Source organism: Corynebacterium lehmanniae (assembly GCF_043161975.1).
Classification (GTDB): Bacteria; Actinomycetota; Actinomycetes; order Mycobacteriales; family Mycobacteriaceae; genus Corynebacterium; species Corynebacterium lehmanniae.
The window spans coordinates 588,384-603,480 of record NZ_CP170998.1; the positions used below are offsets into that span (position 1 = coordinate 588,384).

Genomic DNA, 15,097 nt, shown 5'->3' on the forward strand with positions numbered 1-15,097 from the left:
TAGGTTGGTCGGCATGGCTTTTCCCACGAACGAGGTAATCGAGCGCATGGTTGAACCGGTTGCGCGCACCTACGGCATGGACATTGAGAAGATCCGCACGGTCAAGGCGGGCAAGAAGTCGCAGGTGATCATCGCTCTGGATTCGGACGAGCATCCGACACTCGATGACCTCGAGGAGGTGTCCAAGGAGCTCTCTACGCTTTTCGACGACGCCGAGGAACGTGGTGAGGTCAGCTTCGGCGCGGGCTACACCCTGGAGCTGACCACCCCGGGCGTGGACCTGCCGTTGACCGAGGCGCGGCACTTCCGCCGCAACCGCGGCCGCAGGGTCAAGGTGGGCGGGGAGCAGTGGCGCGTGGGCCCGCTCGACGCGGAGGAGACTCAGGTGGCGTTGGTGCGTGCGACGAAAAAGGGGGAGGAGGTTCGCGTTTCGCCAGTTTCTGAATTGTCGGGCGCAGTGGTAGAAATTGAATTCAATGCCCCGCCGGCAGCCGAAACGGAGCTGGCGGATCGGGCGTTTGAAGAGCTTGAGGCCGCTGCGGCGGAAGGAAAGGAACACAAGTGAATATCGACTTGAACGCGCTGAAGGCGATCGAGGAACAGCAGGGGATCGCCATGGAGGATTTGCTGGCGACCATCGCGAATGCACTGCTGTTTTCCTACCGCGAGTTCAAGGAGGGGGATGCCGGGGCGAAGGGGGATGACAAGTCCAAGGCGCGCGTCGACATCGACACTGAAACCGGCGACGTCGCCGTCATCGTCAGCGAGCTGGACGCCGAAGGGGAGGTCGTCTCCGAGTACGACGACACTCCGGTGAACTTTTCCCGCATCGGCTCCGTCGCTGTGCGCGACGCCATCAAGGGCCGTCTGCGCCAGGCGGAAGCCGGCCGCGTCTACGACGAGTACTCCGGGTTCGAGGGCCAGGTGGTCTCGGGCATCGTGCAGCGTGACGCGCAGGCGGAGGCCCGCGGCCTGAACATCGTCCAGCTTGGCACCGAGGCGGACCCGCAGGACGGCATCCTGCTGCCGGCGGAGAAGATCCCGGGCGAAAAGCTCAAGCACGGCGACCGCATCAAGGCGTACGTCGTGGGCGTGAACAAGGGCGACAAGCGCGTGCAGGTGAACCTGTCGCGCACCCACCCGGAGCTGGTGCGCGGCTTGTTCGCGCTCGAAGTGCCGGAGGTCGCAGACGGCTCCGTGGAAATCGTCGGTATCGCCCGCGAGGCTGGCCACCGCTCCAAGGTGGCGGTGCGCGCCACCGTCAAGGGCGTCAACGCCAAGGGCGCCTGCATCGGCCCGCGCGGCGCGCGCGTCACCAACATCATGTCCGAACTCGGAGGCGAGAAGATCGACATCATCGACTGGGACGAGGACCCCGCCAAGTACGTGGGCAACTCCCTGGCCCCGTCGAAGGTGGTTTCCGTCGAGGTGCTGGACCTTGAGGCGCAGGCGGCCCGCGTGACTGTGCCGGATTACCAGCTGTCGCTGGCCATCGGCAAGGAAGGCCAGAATGCCCGGCTCGCGGCTCGTCTGACGGGCTGGAAGATCGACATCCGCTCCGACGCTGACGCGGCCGAGTAAATAACACCGCTGTAACCAGGAAACCCGCTGGAAATATAGATCCAGCGGGTTTTGGCGTACAGTGTTATACGGCTTTTGTGTCCGCACGTTCAGGTGCGGCGACGATAAACGCGAGAAAGGACGGGACGCGGATGGGTGTTGCCCGCAAGCAGCCGATCCGCACCCGAACCTGCATCGCCACCCGCACCGCGCAGCCCGATACCCAGCTGCTGCGGGTCGTCGCCGATCCGGACGTGCCAGGGCGGGTGCTCGCAGACCCGGGCAGGAAACTTCCTGGCCGGGGAGCGTGGATCACGCCCTCGTTGGACGCGGTCGAGCTGGCGGAACAACGCCGTGCCTTCGGGCGGGCGCTCCGTCTGTCCACTGCGGTGGACCTAGGTCATGTACGTACGTACCTTGCGTCGTCGCAAAGCAACTGCGACGAAGTAAAAGACCCAGACGAAAAAGGAAAGACTGAACACTGATGAGTACGCAACCATGAAGCAGCATCAGCGATGAATGTCACTGACCACGTCTAGGGGCAAGTAGCCGGAAGGGCACTGCTCCTAGCAACAACGAAGAGGAGATACGTGTCCGGAAAGCTACGCGTTCACGAGTTGGCCAAACAGCTCGGCGTAACAAGTAAGGAACTGCTCGCCACGCTCAAGGAGCAGGGTGAGTTTGTGAAGACGGCGTCGTCGACAATCGAGCCGCCCGTCGTGAAGAAGATGAAGGCGCACTACGCCAAGCAGGCCGGCGGCGATGATGCTGCCGACACGAAGAAGGCTGAGTCTGCGCCGAAGAAGCCGCCGCTGAAGAAGCCGGGCCAGAACCGCGCGAAGGCTGCGGCGCCGAAGCCTGCCTCCCCGAAGCCGGCGGGCGAGAAGCCAGCCAAGCCGGCGGAGAGCAAGCCGGCTGCGGCGAAGCCGGTTCCGGGCGCCCCGAAGCCGGGCGCAGCGAAGCCAGCGGGCGGCGAGCCGGCACCGAAGCCGGGCGCAGCAAAGCCCGGTGCGCCGAAGCCGGGTGCCGCGAAGCCCGGTGCGCCGAAGCCGGGTGCCGCGAAGCCTGGTGCGCCGAAGCCGGGCGCAGCAAAGCCCGGTGCCGCGAAGCCCGGTGCCGCGAAGCCTGGCGCGCCGAAGCCGGCCGCGAAGGGCGGCGCTCCGACGCCGGGCGCGATGCCGCGTCCGGTGCCGAAGCCGGGCCGTCCGCGTGTGGCAAACAACCCGTTCTCTTCCAACACCGGCGGTGGCCAGCGTCCGCCGCGTCCGGGTGGCGGGCGTTCGGGTGGCGGCCGTCCCGGCCAGGGTGGTCCGCGTCCCGGCGGCGCTCGTCAGGGTGGCGGCTCTCGTCCGTCCCCGGCTGATATGCCGGCAGGTCCGTCCCCGACACAGATGCCGTCCAAGGCGGCCGCTCCAGGCGGTCGCGGCCGTGGTGGCGGCGGTGGCCGTGGCCGTGGTGGCGGACCGGGCGGTCCCCGCTTCGGCGGACCGGGCGGCGGCGGTTTCCGCGGTCGCGGCGGACGCCGCGGCGGCACCGCTGGTGCATTTGGCCGTCCCGGTGGTGCACCGGGCAAGCGCCGCAAGTCCAAGGGCCAGAAGAGGGCCGAGTACGAGGAGATGCACAAGCCGAACGTCATCGGTGGCGTTCGTCTGCCTGACGGCGGCGGCAAGACCGTCCGCCTGCGTCAGGGTGCGACCCTGTCTGACTTGGCGGAGAAGATCAACACCGATGCGTCTTCGCTCGTGCAGGCGCTGTTTAACCTCGGTGAGATGGTGACGGCAACGCAGTCTGTTTCCGAGGACACGCTGCAGCTGCTCGGCGCCGAGATCAACTACGAGGTGCAGATCGTCTCGCCTGAGGACGAGGACCGCGAGCTGCTCGAGTCCTTCGACCTGCAGTTCGGCGAGGACGAAGGCGGCGAGGAAGCGCTCGAGCAGCGCCCGCCAGTGGTCTCCGTCATGGGCCACGTCGACCACGGTAAGACCCGTCTTTTGGACTCGATCCGCAACGCCAACGTCGGCCGCGGCGAGGCCGGCGGCATTACCCAGGGCATCGGCGCGTACCAGACCGAGGTCACCCTCGAGGACCAGCCGCGCAAGATCACGTTCCTGGACACCCCGGGCCACGAGGCGTTCACCGCCATGCGTGCCCGCGGTGCGAAGTCCACCGACCTGGCCATCCTGGTCGTGGCGGCGGACGACGGCGTGATGCCGCAGACCGTCGAGGCGATCAACCACGCCAAGGCGGCGGACCTGCCGATCGTGGTTGCCGTGAACAAGGTGGATAAGCCGGAGGCGCAGCCGGACAAGATCCGTGGCCAGCTCACCGAGTACGGCCTCGTGCCGGAGGAGTACGGCGGCGACACCATGTTCATCGACATCTCCGCGAAGCAGGGCACCGGCATCGACGACCTGCTGGAGGCCGTCCTGCTCACCGCCGACGCGGCGCTCGAGCTGACGGCGAACCCGGACATGGACGCCCAGGGTGTGGCCATCGAGTCCCACCTGGACCGCGGCCGCGGCCCGGTGTCCACCGTCATCGTGCAGCGCGGCACGCTGCGCGTCGGCGACTCCATCGTCGTCGGCGGCAACTTCGGCCGCGTGCGCCGCATGGTCGACGAGTGGGGCAACGACGTCGAAGAGGCGGGCCCGTCCCGCCCGGTGCAGGTCCAGGGCCTCAACGGTGTCCCGGGCCCGGGCGACAACTTGCTCGTGGTGGACGACGACCGCGTGGCGCGCCAGATTGCGGCGCAGCGCGACGCCCGCCACCGTGCGGCGATCCAGGCGCGCAGCAAGAAGCGCGTCTCCCTGGAGAACCTGGATCAGGCGCTCAAGGAGACGAGCCAGCTCAACCTCATCCTCAAGGGCGACAACGCCGGTTCGGTGGAGGCCCTGGAAGAGGCGCTACTCAAGATCGAGATCGACGACGAGGTCGAGGTCAACATCATCGACCGCGGCGTCGGCGCCGTGACCCAGACCAACGTCTCCCTCGCGGCGGCGTCGGACGCTGTCATCATCGGCTTCAACGTCCGCGCCGACGGCAAGGCCACCGAGGAAGCCAACGCCGAGGGCGTGGAGATCCGCTACTACTCGGTGATCTACCAGGCCATCGAGGACGTGGAGAACGCGCTCAAGGGCATGCTCAAGCCCATCTACGAGGAGCGCGATCTGGGCGAGGCGGAGATCCGCCAGATCTTCAAGGCCTCCTCCGTCGGCCTCATCGCCGGCTGCATGGTCACCGAGGGCAAGGTCAAGCGCGGCGCGAAGCTGCGCCTGGTCCGCGACGGCAACGTCATCACTCCGGACGCGACCATCGAGTCGCTGCGCCGCGAGAAGGACGACGCCAACGAGGTGGCGAAGGGCTACGAGTGCGGCATGGTGCTGTCCTACCCGGACATCCAGGTGGGCGACATCATCCAGACCTACGAGATGGTCGAGGTGCCGCGCGACTAGCACTGCCGCGTGACAACCGTCGCAAAGCAATTGCTTTACGACGCCAACCCCCGCTCCGCGCGAACCCGCGCAGGGCGGGGGTTACACTATTGAAAGTTTCGGACAAAGGAGTTGAGCATGGCTGACAACCCACGCGCGCAGCGCCTGGCAAAGCAGATTCAAACGATCGTCGCTTCCGCCATTGAGCGAGAAGTGAAAGATCCCCGCTTGGAGCTGGTCACCGTCACCGACACCCGCGTCACCGGCGACCTGCATGACGCAACGGTGTACTACACAGTGCGCGGACGCGACATCAACGACGAGCCCGATTACGACCAGGCGGCAGAGGCGCTGCACCGCGCCCGTGGTCAGATCCGCAAGATCGTGGGCGACCAGCTCAGCGTGCGTTTTACCCCGACGATCGCCTTTGAGCGCGACACCGTCCCGGAGTCGTCCGCCCACATGGAGGAGCTGCTCAACCGCGCCCGCGCCCGGGACGAGGAGCTGGCGAAGCTGCGCGCGAACGCGAAGCCGGCGGGTGAGAGCGACCCCTACAAGCGCACAGGTGACGATGTCTAAGCAGGCACCGGTATACATTCCGGAGGCGGCGGCGCAGTTTGAGGCCGCCGCCTCCCGTGTGCGCGCAGCCGAGAAGATCTCGGTGGTCGCGCATATCAAGCCGGACGCGGACGCGATCGGCTCCGCGTGCGCGCTGGCGTTCGGGCTGGAGAAGCTGGGCAAGGACGTGCAGGTCTACATCGGCCAGCCTCTGCCGCACTCGGCGAACATGCGCACCATCCCGGGCGTGGGCCGCATCCACTATGGGGCACCGCTGCCTGACGACGGGCTCGTGGTCACCGTGGACTGCGCCTCTGCCGACCGCACCGGCTCACTCATGCCGGCGATTTTGGAGGACCCCTCGCGGGTCATCGTGATCGACCACCACAACACCAACCCCGGCTTCGGCGGGATGAACCTGATTGTGGAGAGCGAATCCACCACCGTGATGGTCCGCGAGCTGCTGGGCTGCCTCGGCGTGGAGCTTGACCCGGACATCGCCTACTGCCTGTACGCCGGCCTGGTCACGGACACGGGCAGCTTCCGCTGGGGCACGCCCCGCATGCACGTCTTCGCCGCGGAGCTGATGGAGTACGGGCTGAACACCCGCCAGATTGCCCTCGACCTGATGGACACGATGGGCCCTGTGGACCTGCAGCTGATGGGCGAGGTGCTGGCCAAGACCCAGATCGTGCCCACGAAGCGACTGTCGGTGGCGGTGCTGACGATTCCCGTCGGCATCCACTCGCGCATGAGCCAGACGGCGGTGGAGTCGATCATCGACTACTCCCGCTCGTTGGAAGGCACCGATGTCGGCGTTGTTCTCAAGGAGCAGGCGCCGAAGTACTGGGCGATGTCGCTGCGCTCGGTGGTGGTGGATGTCTCCGCCGTCGCGCAGCAGCTGGGCGGCGGCGGCCACTGGGCCGCGGCCGGCTACTCCGCCACCGGCACCCGCAAAGAGGTCATTCGCCAGCTTCTCGACGCGTTCCCGGAGCCCGATGACTAACTCGCAACCAGCAACACAACGTTCAATGGGCCGCGAGATCCTCATGCTCGCCCTCCCCGCGCTCGGCGTCCTGGCCGCCAACCCGCTGTACCTGCTTCTGGACACCGCGGTGGTGGGCCGGCTGGGCACCGCCGAGCTCGCGGCACTTGCAGCGGGTGCGGCGATTCAGTCCACGGTGACCACCCAGCTGACGTTTTTGTCCTACGGCACCACTGCGCGCAGCTCGCGCTTCTTCGGCGCCGGCCGGCGAGACAAGGCTGTCGCAGAGGGGGTGCAGGCCACGTGGGTGGCCTTGGGCGTCGGCACGCTGCTGGCGCTCATTGTGGGGCTGTTCGCGCAGCCTCTCGCCCAAGCGCTCGCCAGCGATTACGACACGAGTGTGCGGGCGGCCCAGTGGATGCGCGTGGCCGTTTTTGTGGTGCCGATGACACTGATGATCATGGCCGGAAACGGCTGGATGCGCGGCGTGCAAAACACGAAACTGCCGTTTCATCTGACGCTGTGCGGGCTGATCCCCGGCGCGATTTTGCTGCCGATCCTGGTGGGGCGCTACGGGCTTATCGGCTCGGCGGTCTCCAACGTGATCGGCATGGGGATCACCGCAACGCTGTTCGTGGCCGTGCTGGTGCGCGAGAACGGCAGGTACGGCGGTAGCTGGGCGCCGCGTTGGGGCGTGATCAAACGCCAGCTCGTGCTGGGCCGCGACCTGATTTTGCGCTCGCTGTCGTTCCAGGTCTCGCTCCTCGCGGCCGCGTCGGTGGCCGGCCGGATCGGGGTGGTGGCGCTGGCGGCGCACCAGCTCATGCTGCAGCTGTGGAACTTCCTCACGCTCGTGCTGGACTCGCTGGCGATTGCGGCGCAGACACTGACCGGTTCCGCGCTGGGCCGCGGGGGAGCGAAAGAGGCCCGCGCCGTGGGGGTGCAGGCGCTGAAGTACTCCATGATCTTCGCGGTGGCGCTGTCCGCCGTGTTCGCGGTGTTCGCTGTGCCGATCCAGAGCATCTTCACGTCGGACCCGGATGTCGTCGATACGCTGCGGGTTCCCTGGTTCCTGCTCATCGGGATGATCCTGGTGGGCGGGGCGGTCTTCGCCCTCGATGGCGTGCTGCTCGGCGCCGCCGACGCAGCGTTTCTGCGCAACCTCACACTGTTTTCGCTGTTGGGGGTGGCGCTGCCGATCATCCTGGCCTCCGGGGCGTTCGGCTGGGGGCTTACCGGCATCTGGGTCGGGCAGCTGGGCCAGGTTGTGGCGCGGTTGATTGGCGTGGCGTGGAGATTCCGCTCAATGCGGTGGGCCGTGTCTGGCGTGGATGGTAAGAATGAGGAATGACCACCACGCTCTGGGCCGTCAGCGACCTGCACGCGGCGGTGAAGCGCAACGGCCCGAAAATCGATGCCATCCAGCCGGCCGACCCGTCGGACTGGCTCATTGTCGCGGGTGACGTAGCCGAGCGCCCGGAGCTGATCGTCCAGGTGATGGAAGATCTTGCCAACCGCTTCGACACGGTGGTGTGGGTGCCCGGCAACCACGAGCTGTTCTGCCGCTCCGCGGACAGGCACCGCGGGCGCGAGAAGTACACGATGCTGGTGCAGGCCATGCGCTCGATCGGCGTGATCACCCCGGAGGACCGCTACCCAGTCTTCGGCGGAGTGACCGTCTGCCCGCTGTTCACCCTCTACGACTACTCGTTCCGCGCCCGCAACCTCACCGTCGAGGAGGCGCTCGCCGCGGCCCACGAAAACAACGTGGTGATGACCGACGAGGTCGCCATCGCCCCCTTCGTGGACATCCGCGCCTGGTGCTGGGACCGCCTGGCCTACACCACCAAACGGCTGTCCCGCATCAACGGCCCGACGATCCTGATCAACCACTGGCCCTTGGTGCAGGAACCGGTGCAGCGCATGCAGTGGTCTGACATTGCCCTGTGGTGCGGCACTCGGCACACGCGAACCTGGGCCCAGCGCTACAACGCGCAAGCCGTCGTGTACGGTCACCTGCACATGCCGGGGGTGACAACTGTCGACGGAATCGAGCACATCGAAGCGTCTCTCGGCTATCCGCGCGAATGGGAGCGTCACCCGTCCGCGCAGCCGTTCCCGTACCCGGTCATGGAGGTTGAGCAGTGATGCAAGACGTTGCGCTGTTCCCTGCCGAGGCACGCTGCGTGTTCTATCTCACCGACGACGCATCCGACGCCGTGGACCTGACCCGTTACGAGCACTTGCACCCCGACGAGCGCAAGGAAGTCAGCGCCGCCGTGGACCTGCGCAAAGGCGAGTTCGGCGACGCCCGCTGGTGTGCCCACCAGGCCCTGCGCGAGCTCGGCGTGGAATCGGCCGGCGCCATCCTGCGGGGGGAGCGGGGCATGCCGCTGTGGCCGGAGGGTTTCACCGGCTCGCTCACGCATACCGACGGGCTGCGCGCCGCCGTGGCTGCGTCCACCCGGCACGTGCACTCAATGGGCTTGGACGCGGAACCCGCCGAGCCGCTCCCGGACGGCGTGCTGCGTTCCATCGCCAGCGCAACCGAGATAGCGATGGTGCAGCGGCTGCAGACCGACGGCTACCCGTGGGCGGACCGCCTCCTGTTTTGCGCGAAGGAAGCCACCTACAAGTGCTGGTACCCGATGACCCGGCGCTGGCTGGACTTTGACGAAGCCGAAATCGAGCTGCGCACCGACGGGACGTTCACCTCCCAGCTTTTGGCCCGCCCCGCCCCGGTGCCGCTGTTCGAGGGCCGCTGGGTCGAGCGCTGCGGCTACGTGGTCACGGCCACCTACGTGCGGTAGCGCGGGCGCGGCGACGGCGACCGCAGCCCAACCAACACCGTCTACAACGTCGACGGGCGCGCCACGAACACCGTGGCCAGCCGCTTGCCTTTCTCCTTCACCAGCGCTACCGCGCGCCCGTCCGCGCCCACCGCCGCGTGGACGTCTTCCAGCCCGCGCGGCTCCAGCCACTTGCCCATGGCCAGGGCGTCGTATTCCTCGGCAGTCACGTCGAGCACCGGCCACGCCCGCGTCAAGGCCTCGTCCAGGCTCAGGGACAGCTCGGCGGAGTCCTCGAGCTGTTCGAGGGTGCGTGCGTCGGTGAGGGAGAAGGAGCCGACGCGTGAGCGTCGTAAGGCAATCAAATGCCCCCCGACACCTAAGGCGGCGCCGAGGTCGCGCCCGAGCGAGCGGATGTAGGTGCCGGAGGAACAGTGCACGCGCGCGTCGACGTCCACGAACTCGCCGGCGCGGCGGATCTCGCCCAACTCAAACGCGTGGATGGTCACCTCGCGGGCGGGGATGTCCACCTCCTCGCCGGCGCGCACCAGCTCGTGCGCGCGCCGCCCGCCGATCTTGATCGCGGACACCTTCGACGGCACCTGCATGATCGTGCCGGTCAGCTTCGCCACCTCGGCGCGGATCGCCGCATCGGTCACCCCAGAGGCATCATGCTTGTCGACGATCTCGCCCTCGGCATCATCCGTCGTCGTCGAGGCGCCCAGGCGAATGGTGGTTTCGTACACCTTGTCCTCCGCCACCAGGTGGGCCAGAAGCTTCGTCCCGCGCTCGATGCCAGCGACGAGCACGCCGGTTGCCATGGGGTCGAGCGTGCCTGCGTGGCCGACTTTGCGGGTGCCGAAGATACGGCGCAGGCGGGCGACAACGTCGTGGCTGGTCATGCCAGCGGGCTTGTCCACGACGACGATTCCGGAGGTTGCGAGGGGATCGTTCATGCTTCCGAAGTATGCCGTACGCTAAGTCCCCGTGGATATTCTGCGCGGGCTTTCGAGCGTGCCGGATTCCTTCGCGGAAACCGGCACGGTGGTCACTATCGGTGTGTTCGATGGGGTGCACCGCGGCCATCAGCTGCTCATTTCCAAAGCGGTGGACACCGCGCGCGAGCTCGGCGTGCCGTGCGTGGTGATTACCTTCGACCCGCACCCCGTGACCATTTTCGCCCCGGAACACGCGCCGCGGGCGCTGATGCCTCTCGACGAGCGCGCCCGCCATATCGCCGAGCTTGGCGTGGATGCGCTGTTGGTCATTGACTTCCGCGAAGAACTCGCTGGCCTGACGCCCGCGGAGTACATGGACGACGTGCTGGTTTCCGCCCTGGGTGCGAAGCACGTGCTGGTGGGGGAGAACTTCACCTTCGGCCGCGACGCCGCCGGCACCGCAACCGACATGGCGCAGCTGGGGGAGCGCGCGGGCGTGGACGTGACCATCGTCAAGCTGCTGGGCGAGGGCGAGGTGCGGATTTGCTCGACCGCCATCCGCGACCACCTCTCCGGCGGCGACGTTGCTCTGGCCACCGACTTTATGGGCCGGCCCTTTTCCGTCATCGCGCCGATTGAGCGCGGCGCGGGCCGCGGCGGCAAGGAGCTGGGCTACCCGACGGCGAACCAGTACGCCTCCGACACCTCGGCGGTGCCCGCGGACGGCGTGTATGCGGGGTGGCTGACCATCATCGACGACGGCGAGATCGAAGGCGACATGCAACCCGGCGTGCGCTACCCGGCGGCCATTTCCGTGGGCACCAACCCCACGTTCGGCGACGCGCGGCGCAGCGTGGAGTCCTTCGTGCTGGACCGCGACGCGGACCTGTACGGCCGGATGGCGCGTGTGGAGTTCGTGGGCAAAGTGCGCGACATGGTGAAGTTCAACTCGGTGGACGAGTTGCTGGATAACATGGCCCGTGACGTGGAAACGACCCGCGAGATCTTAGGAGTGGCGTAAATGGCCCGAAAGCTCATTCTGGACGTGGACACCGGCATCGACGACGCGTTGGCTATCGCGTACGCGCTTGCCTCGCCGGAGTTGGACCTCATCGGGGTGACGTGCACGTACGGCAATGTCGAAGTTGATCAGGCGGTGCGAAACTCGCTGGCCATCCTGGAACTGTTCGGTAGGACGGACGTTCCGGTGTTCGCCGGGCCGCAGCGCGACGGCTTCGAGGTCATGGAGATTTCCCAGTTCATCCACGGAGTCAACGGCATCGGGGAGGCGAAGCTTTACGACGCCTCACGTGCCGCCGAGCAGCAATCCGCCGTCGATTTCATGGTGCAGTCTGTGCACCGGTACGGCGACGACCTGGTTATCGTCCCCGTCGGGCCGCTCACGACGGTGGCTGCCGCGGCTGAGGCCGACGAAACCTTCGCCTCGCGCGCGCACATTGTGTGCATGGGCGGCGCGCTGACAGTGCCGGGCAACGTCACCCCGTGCGCGGAGGCGAACATCAACCAGGACCCGGAGGCGGCCGACTTTGTGTTCCGCCAGGGCGAGGACATCACCATGATCGGCCTGGATGTCACCCTGCAAACGTTGCTGACCACGGTGGAGACTAAGCAGTGGGGGGATTTGGGCACTGCCGGGGGAGACTTCCTCGCCACGGCTACTAACTACTACATCAAGGCGTACGAGACCACGGCACCGCACCTCGGCGGATGCGGTCTCCACGACCCGCTGGCTGTCGCGGTGGCCGCGGATCCTTCCCTGGTGGACACGCTGGCGATCAATTTGAAGGTGGACACGGATGGCGAGACGCGCGGGCGCACCATCGGCGACGAGACGTGCCTGAACGACCCGGTGAAGTCTGCCCGCGTGGCCGTGGGGGTGGACGTGGATCGCTTCTTGGAGGAGTTCATGCGCAGGTTGACCGGTTTGGCCCGCGAGACCCCGGTCGTGTAACCTCTCCCAAGGTCTTGCGCCATTTGACTGTGGTTCGCGGCAGTTGCGGCGCAGTGAAGACTTTTTCCGTAGAACGCGAACTGAAACAACCAAGGAGTACCTCATGGCGCTGTCCACTGAGAAGAAGGCTGAGATCCTCAAGGCTTACGGCCTGCACGAGACCGACACCGGTTCCCCGGAGGCCCAGGTTGCGCTGCTGACCGAGCGTATCAACAACCTGACCGAGCACCTCAAGGACCACCAGCACGACCACCACTCCCGTCGTGGCCTGCTGCTGCTCGTCGGCCGTCGTCGCGGTCTGCTGAAGTACCTGCGCGAGAACAACGTCGAGCGCTACCGTGACCTGATTGGTCGTCTGGGTCTGCGCCGCTAAGCGTCGTTAAGCCGTCGCAAGGCTTCGGCCCAAAAAGAACGCCTCACCAGCATGGTGGGGCGTTTTTTGTTATCATCATTGGCCGTTGCATGAGAAACACGACAAGGCGGCACCGATGATCGCCACGAACCTTCAAGGAGAGGGATCCTTTTGAGCAACTTCAAGCCAAAGAATGCTTTCGATGTCCACGTGGACGAGGAATTTGGCATCACCGAGGCAGTAGCGACCCTGGACAACGGCGACTTCGGTTCGCGCACCATCCGCTTTGAGACGGGCCAGCTGGCGCGCCAGGCGGACGGCTCCGTCACCACCTATCTCGACGACGAGACGATGATGCTGGCCACCACGACCGCATCCAACCAGCCGCGCGAGGGCTTCGACTTCTTCCCGCTGACCGTGGACGTGGAAGAGCGCATGTATGCGGCCGGCAAGATCCCGGGTTCCTTCTTCCGCCGCGAGGGCCGCCCCTCCACGCAGGCGATCCTGGCATGCCGCCTGATCGACCGCCCGCTGCGCCCGACCTTTGTCAAGGGCCTGCGCAATGAGGTGCAGGTGGTCATCACCGTGCTTTCGCAGCACCCGGAGGAGTACTACGACGTCGTGGCAATCAACGGCGCGTCCGCTGCGACCCAGCTGTCGGGCCTGCCGGTTTCCGGTCCGGTCGGCGGCGTGCGCATGGCGCTGCTGGCGGACGACAAGCACCCGGAGGGCCAGTGGGTGGCCTTCCCGAACCACGAGCAGCACGAGCGCTGCCTGTTCGAGATGGTTGTCGCTGGCCGCATGGTCGAGCGCAAGCGCGGCCGCAAGACCGAGGAAGACGTCGCCATCATGATGGTGGAGGCTGGCGCCGGCGTGAACGTGGTTAAGCAGATCGAGGCCGGCTACCCGGCGCCTACCGAAGCCACCGTCGCCGAAGGTATCGAGGCCGCCAAGCCGTTCATCGAGACGCTGTGCCGTGCCCAGCGTGGCCTGGCCGAGGAGATGGCCAAGGAGACCAAGGAGTTCCAGCTCTTCCCGGCGTACTCCGACAAGGTCTTCAACGCCGTGGAGAAGAAGGCGTCCAAGAAGCTGGCCAAGCTTTTGACCATCAAGGGCAAGGCCGAGCGCGACGAGGCCACCAACGAGTACATGGAAGACATTGAGGACAGCCTTCTCGGCGACTTCGACATCGACGACGATGACCGCGAGGAGCACGCGGCGGCGTCCAAGGAAATCCGCGCGGCCTACAACGCGCTGATGAAGCAGATCGTGCGCGAGAAGATCCTCACCGAGGGCTTCCGCATCGACGGCCGTGGCGTGACCGACATCCGCGACCTCGAGGTCGAGGTCCAGCTCATCCCGCGCGCCCACGGCTCCGCACTGTTCGAGCGCGGCGAGACCCAGATTCTCGGCGTGACCACCCTAGACATGCTGAAGATGGAGCAGCACCTGGATTCTTTGCACCCGGAGGATTCCAAGCGTTACATCCACCACTACAACTTCCCGCCGTACTCCACCGGCGAGACCGGCCGCGTCGGTTCCCCGAAGCGCCGCGAGATCGGCCACGGCGCCCTCGCCGAGCGTGCGCTTTTGCCGGTGATCCCGTCGCGCGAGGACTTCCCGTACACCATCCGCCAGGTTTCCGAGGCGCTGGGTTCCAACGGCTCCACCTCGATGGGTTCGGTGTGTGCCTCCACGCTGTCGCTGTACAACGCGGGCGTGCCGCTGGCCGCCCCGGTGGCCGGCATCGCCATGGGCCTGGTCTCTGGCGAGGTCAACGGCGAGACCGAGTACGTCACCCTGACCGACATTTTGGGCGCGGAGGATGCGTTCGGCGACATGGACTTCAAGGTTGCCGGCACCCGCGAGTTCATCACCGCGCTGCAGCTGGACACCAAGCTCGACGGCATCCCGTCGAAGGTGCTGGCTGACGCGCTGAACCAGGCGCACGACGCCCGCGACGCCATCCTGGACACCATGGCCGAGGTCATCGAGGGCCCGGACGAGATGAGCGGGCTCGCCCCGAAGATCACGACTGTCAAGGTTCCCGTGGCCAAGATCGGCGAGGTCATCGGCCCGAAGGGCAAGACCATCAACCAGATCACCGAGGACACCGGCGCGGAGATCTCCATCGAGGACGACGGCACCGTGTTCGTCTCCGCCGCTTCCGGCGAGGCCGCGGACGCCGCGATTGAGAAGATCAACGCGATTGCTAACCCGCAGATGCCGAAGGTGGGCGAGCGCTACCTGGGCACCGTGGTCAAGACCGTGGCGTTCGGCGCGTTCGTGTCCATCATGCCGGGCACTGACGGCCTGATTCACATCTCTAACCTGGGCGGCAACACCCGCGTGGAAAACGTCGAGGACGTCATCAACGTCGGCGACAAGGTTGAGGTGGAGATCCGCGACATCGACAACCGCGGCAAGATCTCGTTGGTTCCGGTCGAGGACGGCGAGTAAACCGGCAGGTAATCGTCGAAAAGCGGGCGCTCTCGTGGTGAGGGCGCCCGCT

General features: G+C 66.6%; 14 protein-coding genes. 13 read left to right on the forward strand and 1 reads right to left on the reverse strand.

The window, feature by feature from the left end; all coding sequences use genetic code 11:
• Nucleotides 1-13: 13 nt before the first annotated feature.
• From rimP to ACF3NP_RS02845, 9 genes are all read left to right on the forward strand, one after another.
• Nucleotides 14-565: a ribosome maturation factor RimP gene (rimP, locus tag ACF3NP_RS02805; RefSeq protein ID WP_392398954.1), complete on the forward strand. Its 552-nt coding sequence runs from the start codon at nucleotides 14-16 to the stop codon at nucleotides 563-565.
• Nucleotides 562-1,581 carry a transcription termination factor NusA gene (nusA, locus tag ACF3NP_RS02810; protein ID WP_311390267.1) on the forward strand — a complete coding sequence of 340 codons (1,020 nt, stop codon included), beginning with the start codon at nucleotides 562-564 and terminating at the stop codon, nucleotides 1,579-1,581. The genes rimP and nusA overlap by 4 nt, the downstream gene beginning before the upstream one ends.
• A gap of 131 nt (nucleotides 1,582-1,712) precedes the next feature.
• Nucleotides 1,713-2,045 (forward strand): YlxR family protein, encoded by a 333-nt coding sequence (locus ACF3NP_RS02815; protein ID WP_181888629.1) that lies wholly within the window; start codon nucleotides 1,713-1,715, stop codon nucleotides 2,043-2,045.
• Nucleotides 2,046-2,150: 105 nt separating this feature from the next.
• Nucleotides 2,151-5,012 (forward strand): translation initiation factor IF-2, encoded by a 2,862-nt coding sequence (gene infB, locus ACF3NP_RS02820; RefSeq protein ID WP_392398955.1) that lies wholly within the window; start codon nucleotides 2,151-2,153, stop codon nucleotides 5,010-5,012.
• A gap of 117 nt (nucleotides 5,013-5,129) precedes the next feature.
• Complete coding sequence (rbfA, locus tag ACF3NP_RS02825) at nucleotides 5,130-5,570, forward strand: 30S ribosome-binding factor RbfA (RefSeq protein ID WP_181888627.1); 441 nt, start codon at nucleotides 5,130-5,132, stop codon at nucleotides 5,568-5,570.
• The gene (locus tag ACF3NP_RS02830; RefSeq protein WP_392398956.1) at nucleotides 5,563-6,555 is read left to right on the forward strand and encodes a DHH family phosphoesterase; all 993 of its coding nucleotides are present in this window, start codon (nucleotides 5,563-5,565) and stop codon (nucleotides 6,553-6,555) included. The genes rbfA and ACF3NP_RS02830 overlap by 8 nt, the downstream gene beginning before the upstream one ends.
• Before the next feature lie 25 nt (nucleotides 6,556-6,580).
• Complete coding sequence (locus tag ACF3NP_RS02835; RefSeq protein WP_392398957.1) at nucleotides 6,581-7,885, forward strand: MATE family efflux transporter; 1,305 nt, start codon at nucleotides 6,581-6,583, stop codon at nucleotides 7,883-7,885.
• Nucleotides 7,882-8,682, forward strand: a complete 801-nt coding sequence (locus tag ACF3NP_RS02840) for a metallophosphoesterase family protein (protein ID WP_239306779.1) — start codon at nucleotides 7,882-7,884, stop codon at nucleotides 8,680-8,682. The genes ACF3NP_RS02835 and ACF3NP_RS02840 overlap by 4 nt, the downstream gene beginning before the upstream one ends.
• The gene (locus ACF3NP_RS02845; RefSeq protein WP_392399126.1) at nucleotides 8,682-9,344 is read left to right on the forward strand and encodes a 4'-phosphopantetheinyl transferase family protein; all 663 of its coding nucleotides are present in this window, start codon (nucleotides 8,682-8,684) and stop codon (nucleotides 9,342-9,344) included. Before ACF3NP_RS02840 ends, ACF3NP_RS02845 begins: the two co-directional genes overlap by 1 nt.
• A 41-nt stretch (nucleotides 9,345-9,385) precedes the next feature.
• Here ACF3NP_RS02845 and truB read toward each other — a convergent pair whose 3' ends face one another.
• The gene (truB, locus tag ACF3NP_RS02850) at nucleotides 9,386-10,279 is read right to left on the reverse strand and encodes a tRNA pseudouridine(55) synthase TruB (protein WP_392398958.1); all 894 of its coding nucleotides are present in this window, start codon (nucleotides 10,277-10,279) and stop codon (nucleotides 9,386-9,388) included.
• Nucleotides 10,280-10,310: 31 nt separating this feature from the next.
• Here truB and ACF3NP_RS02855 point away from each other — a divergent pair, with 31 nt between their 5' ends.
• From ACF3NP_RS02855 to ACF3NP_RS02870, 4 genes are all read left to right on the forward strand, one after another.
• Nucleotides 10,311-11,282 (forward strand): bifunctional riboflavin kinase/FAD synthetase, encoded by a 972-nt coding sequence (locus ACF3NP_RS02855; protein ID WP_392398959.1) that lies wholly within the window; start codon nucleotides 10,311-10,313, stop codon nucleotides 11,280-11,282.
• Nucleotides 11,283-12,233, forward strand: coding sequence for a nucleoside hydrolase (locus tag ACF3NP_RS02860; RefSeq protein ID WP_239356882.1), 951 nt, complete (start codon nucleotides 11,283-11,285; stop codon nucleotides 12,231-12,233).
• A 103-nt stretch (nucleotides 12,234-12,336) separates the two neighbouring features.
• Nucleotides 12,337-12,606 (forward strand): 30S ribosomal protein S15, encoded by a 270-nt coding sequence (gene rpsO, locus ACF3NP_RS02865; RefSeq protein ID WP_070474158.1) that lies wholly within the window; start codon nucleotides 12,337-12,339, stop codon nucleotides 12,604-12,606.
• Between the two features lie 150 nt (nucleotides 12,607-12,756).
• On the forward strand, nucleotides 12,757-15,045 hold the full coding sequence (locus ACF3NP_RS02870) for a polyribonucleotide nucleotidyltransferase (RefSeq protein WP_392398960.1): 2,289 nt from the start codon (nucleotides 12,757-12,759) through the stop codon (nucleotides 15,043-15,045).
• The last annotated feature ends 52 nt before the right edge of the window (nucleotides 15,046-15,097 follow it).

Excerpts from the sequence above, each read along its gene's own strand:
- ACF3NP_RS02860 (WP_239356882.1), top strand. The coding sequence starts at position 11,283 with ATGGCCCGAAAGCTCATTCTGGACGTGGACACCGGCATCGACGACGCG.
- ACF3NP_RS02830 (WP_392398956.1), top strand. The coding sequence starts at position 5,563 with ATGTCTAAGCAGGCACCGGTATACATTCCGGAGGCGGCGGCGCAGTTT.
- ACF3NP_RS02840 (WP_239306779.1), top strand. The coding sequence starts at position 7,882 with ATGACCACCACGCTCTGGGCCGTCAGCGACCTGCACGCGGCGGTGAAG.
- rimP (WP_392398954.1), top strand. The coding sequence starts at position 14 with ATGGCTTTTCCCACGAACGAGGTAATCGAGCGCATGGTTGAACCGGTT.
- truB (WP_392398958.1), bottom strand. The coding sequence starts at position 10,279 with ATGAACGATCCCCTCGCAACCTCCGGAATCGTCGTCGTGGACAAGCCC.
- ACF3NP_RS02815 (WP_181888629.1), top strand. The coding sequence starts at position 1,713 with ATGGGTGTTGCCCGCAAGCAGCCGATCCGCACCCGAACCTGCATCGCC.
- rbfA (WP_181888627.1), top strand. The coding sequence starts at position 5,130 with ATGGCTGACAACCCACGCGCGCAGCGCCTGGCAAAGCAGATTCAAACG.
- ACF3NP_RS02835 (WP_392398957.1), top strand. The coding sequence starts at position 6,581 with ATGGGCCGCGAGATCCTCATGCTCGCCCTCCCCGCGCTCGGCGTCCTG.
- rpsO (WP_070474158.1), top strand. The coding sequence starts at position 12,337 with ATGGCGCTGTCCACTGAGAAGAAGGCTGAGATCCTCAAGGCTTACGGC.
- ACF3NP_RS02845 (WP_392399126.1), top strand. The coding sequence starts at position 8,682 with ATGCAAGACGTTGCGCTGTTCCCTGCCGAGGCACGCTGCGTGTTCTAT.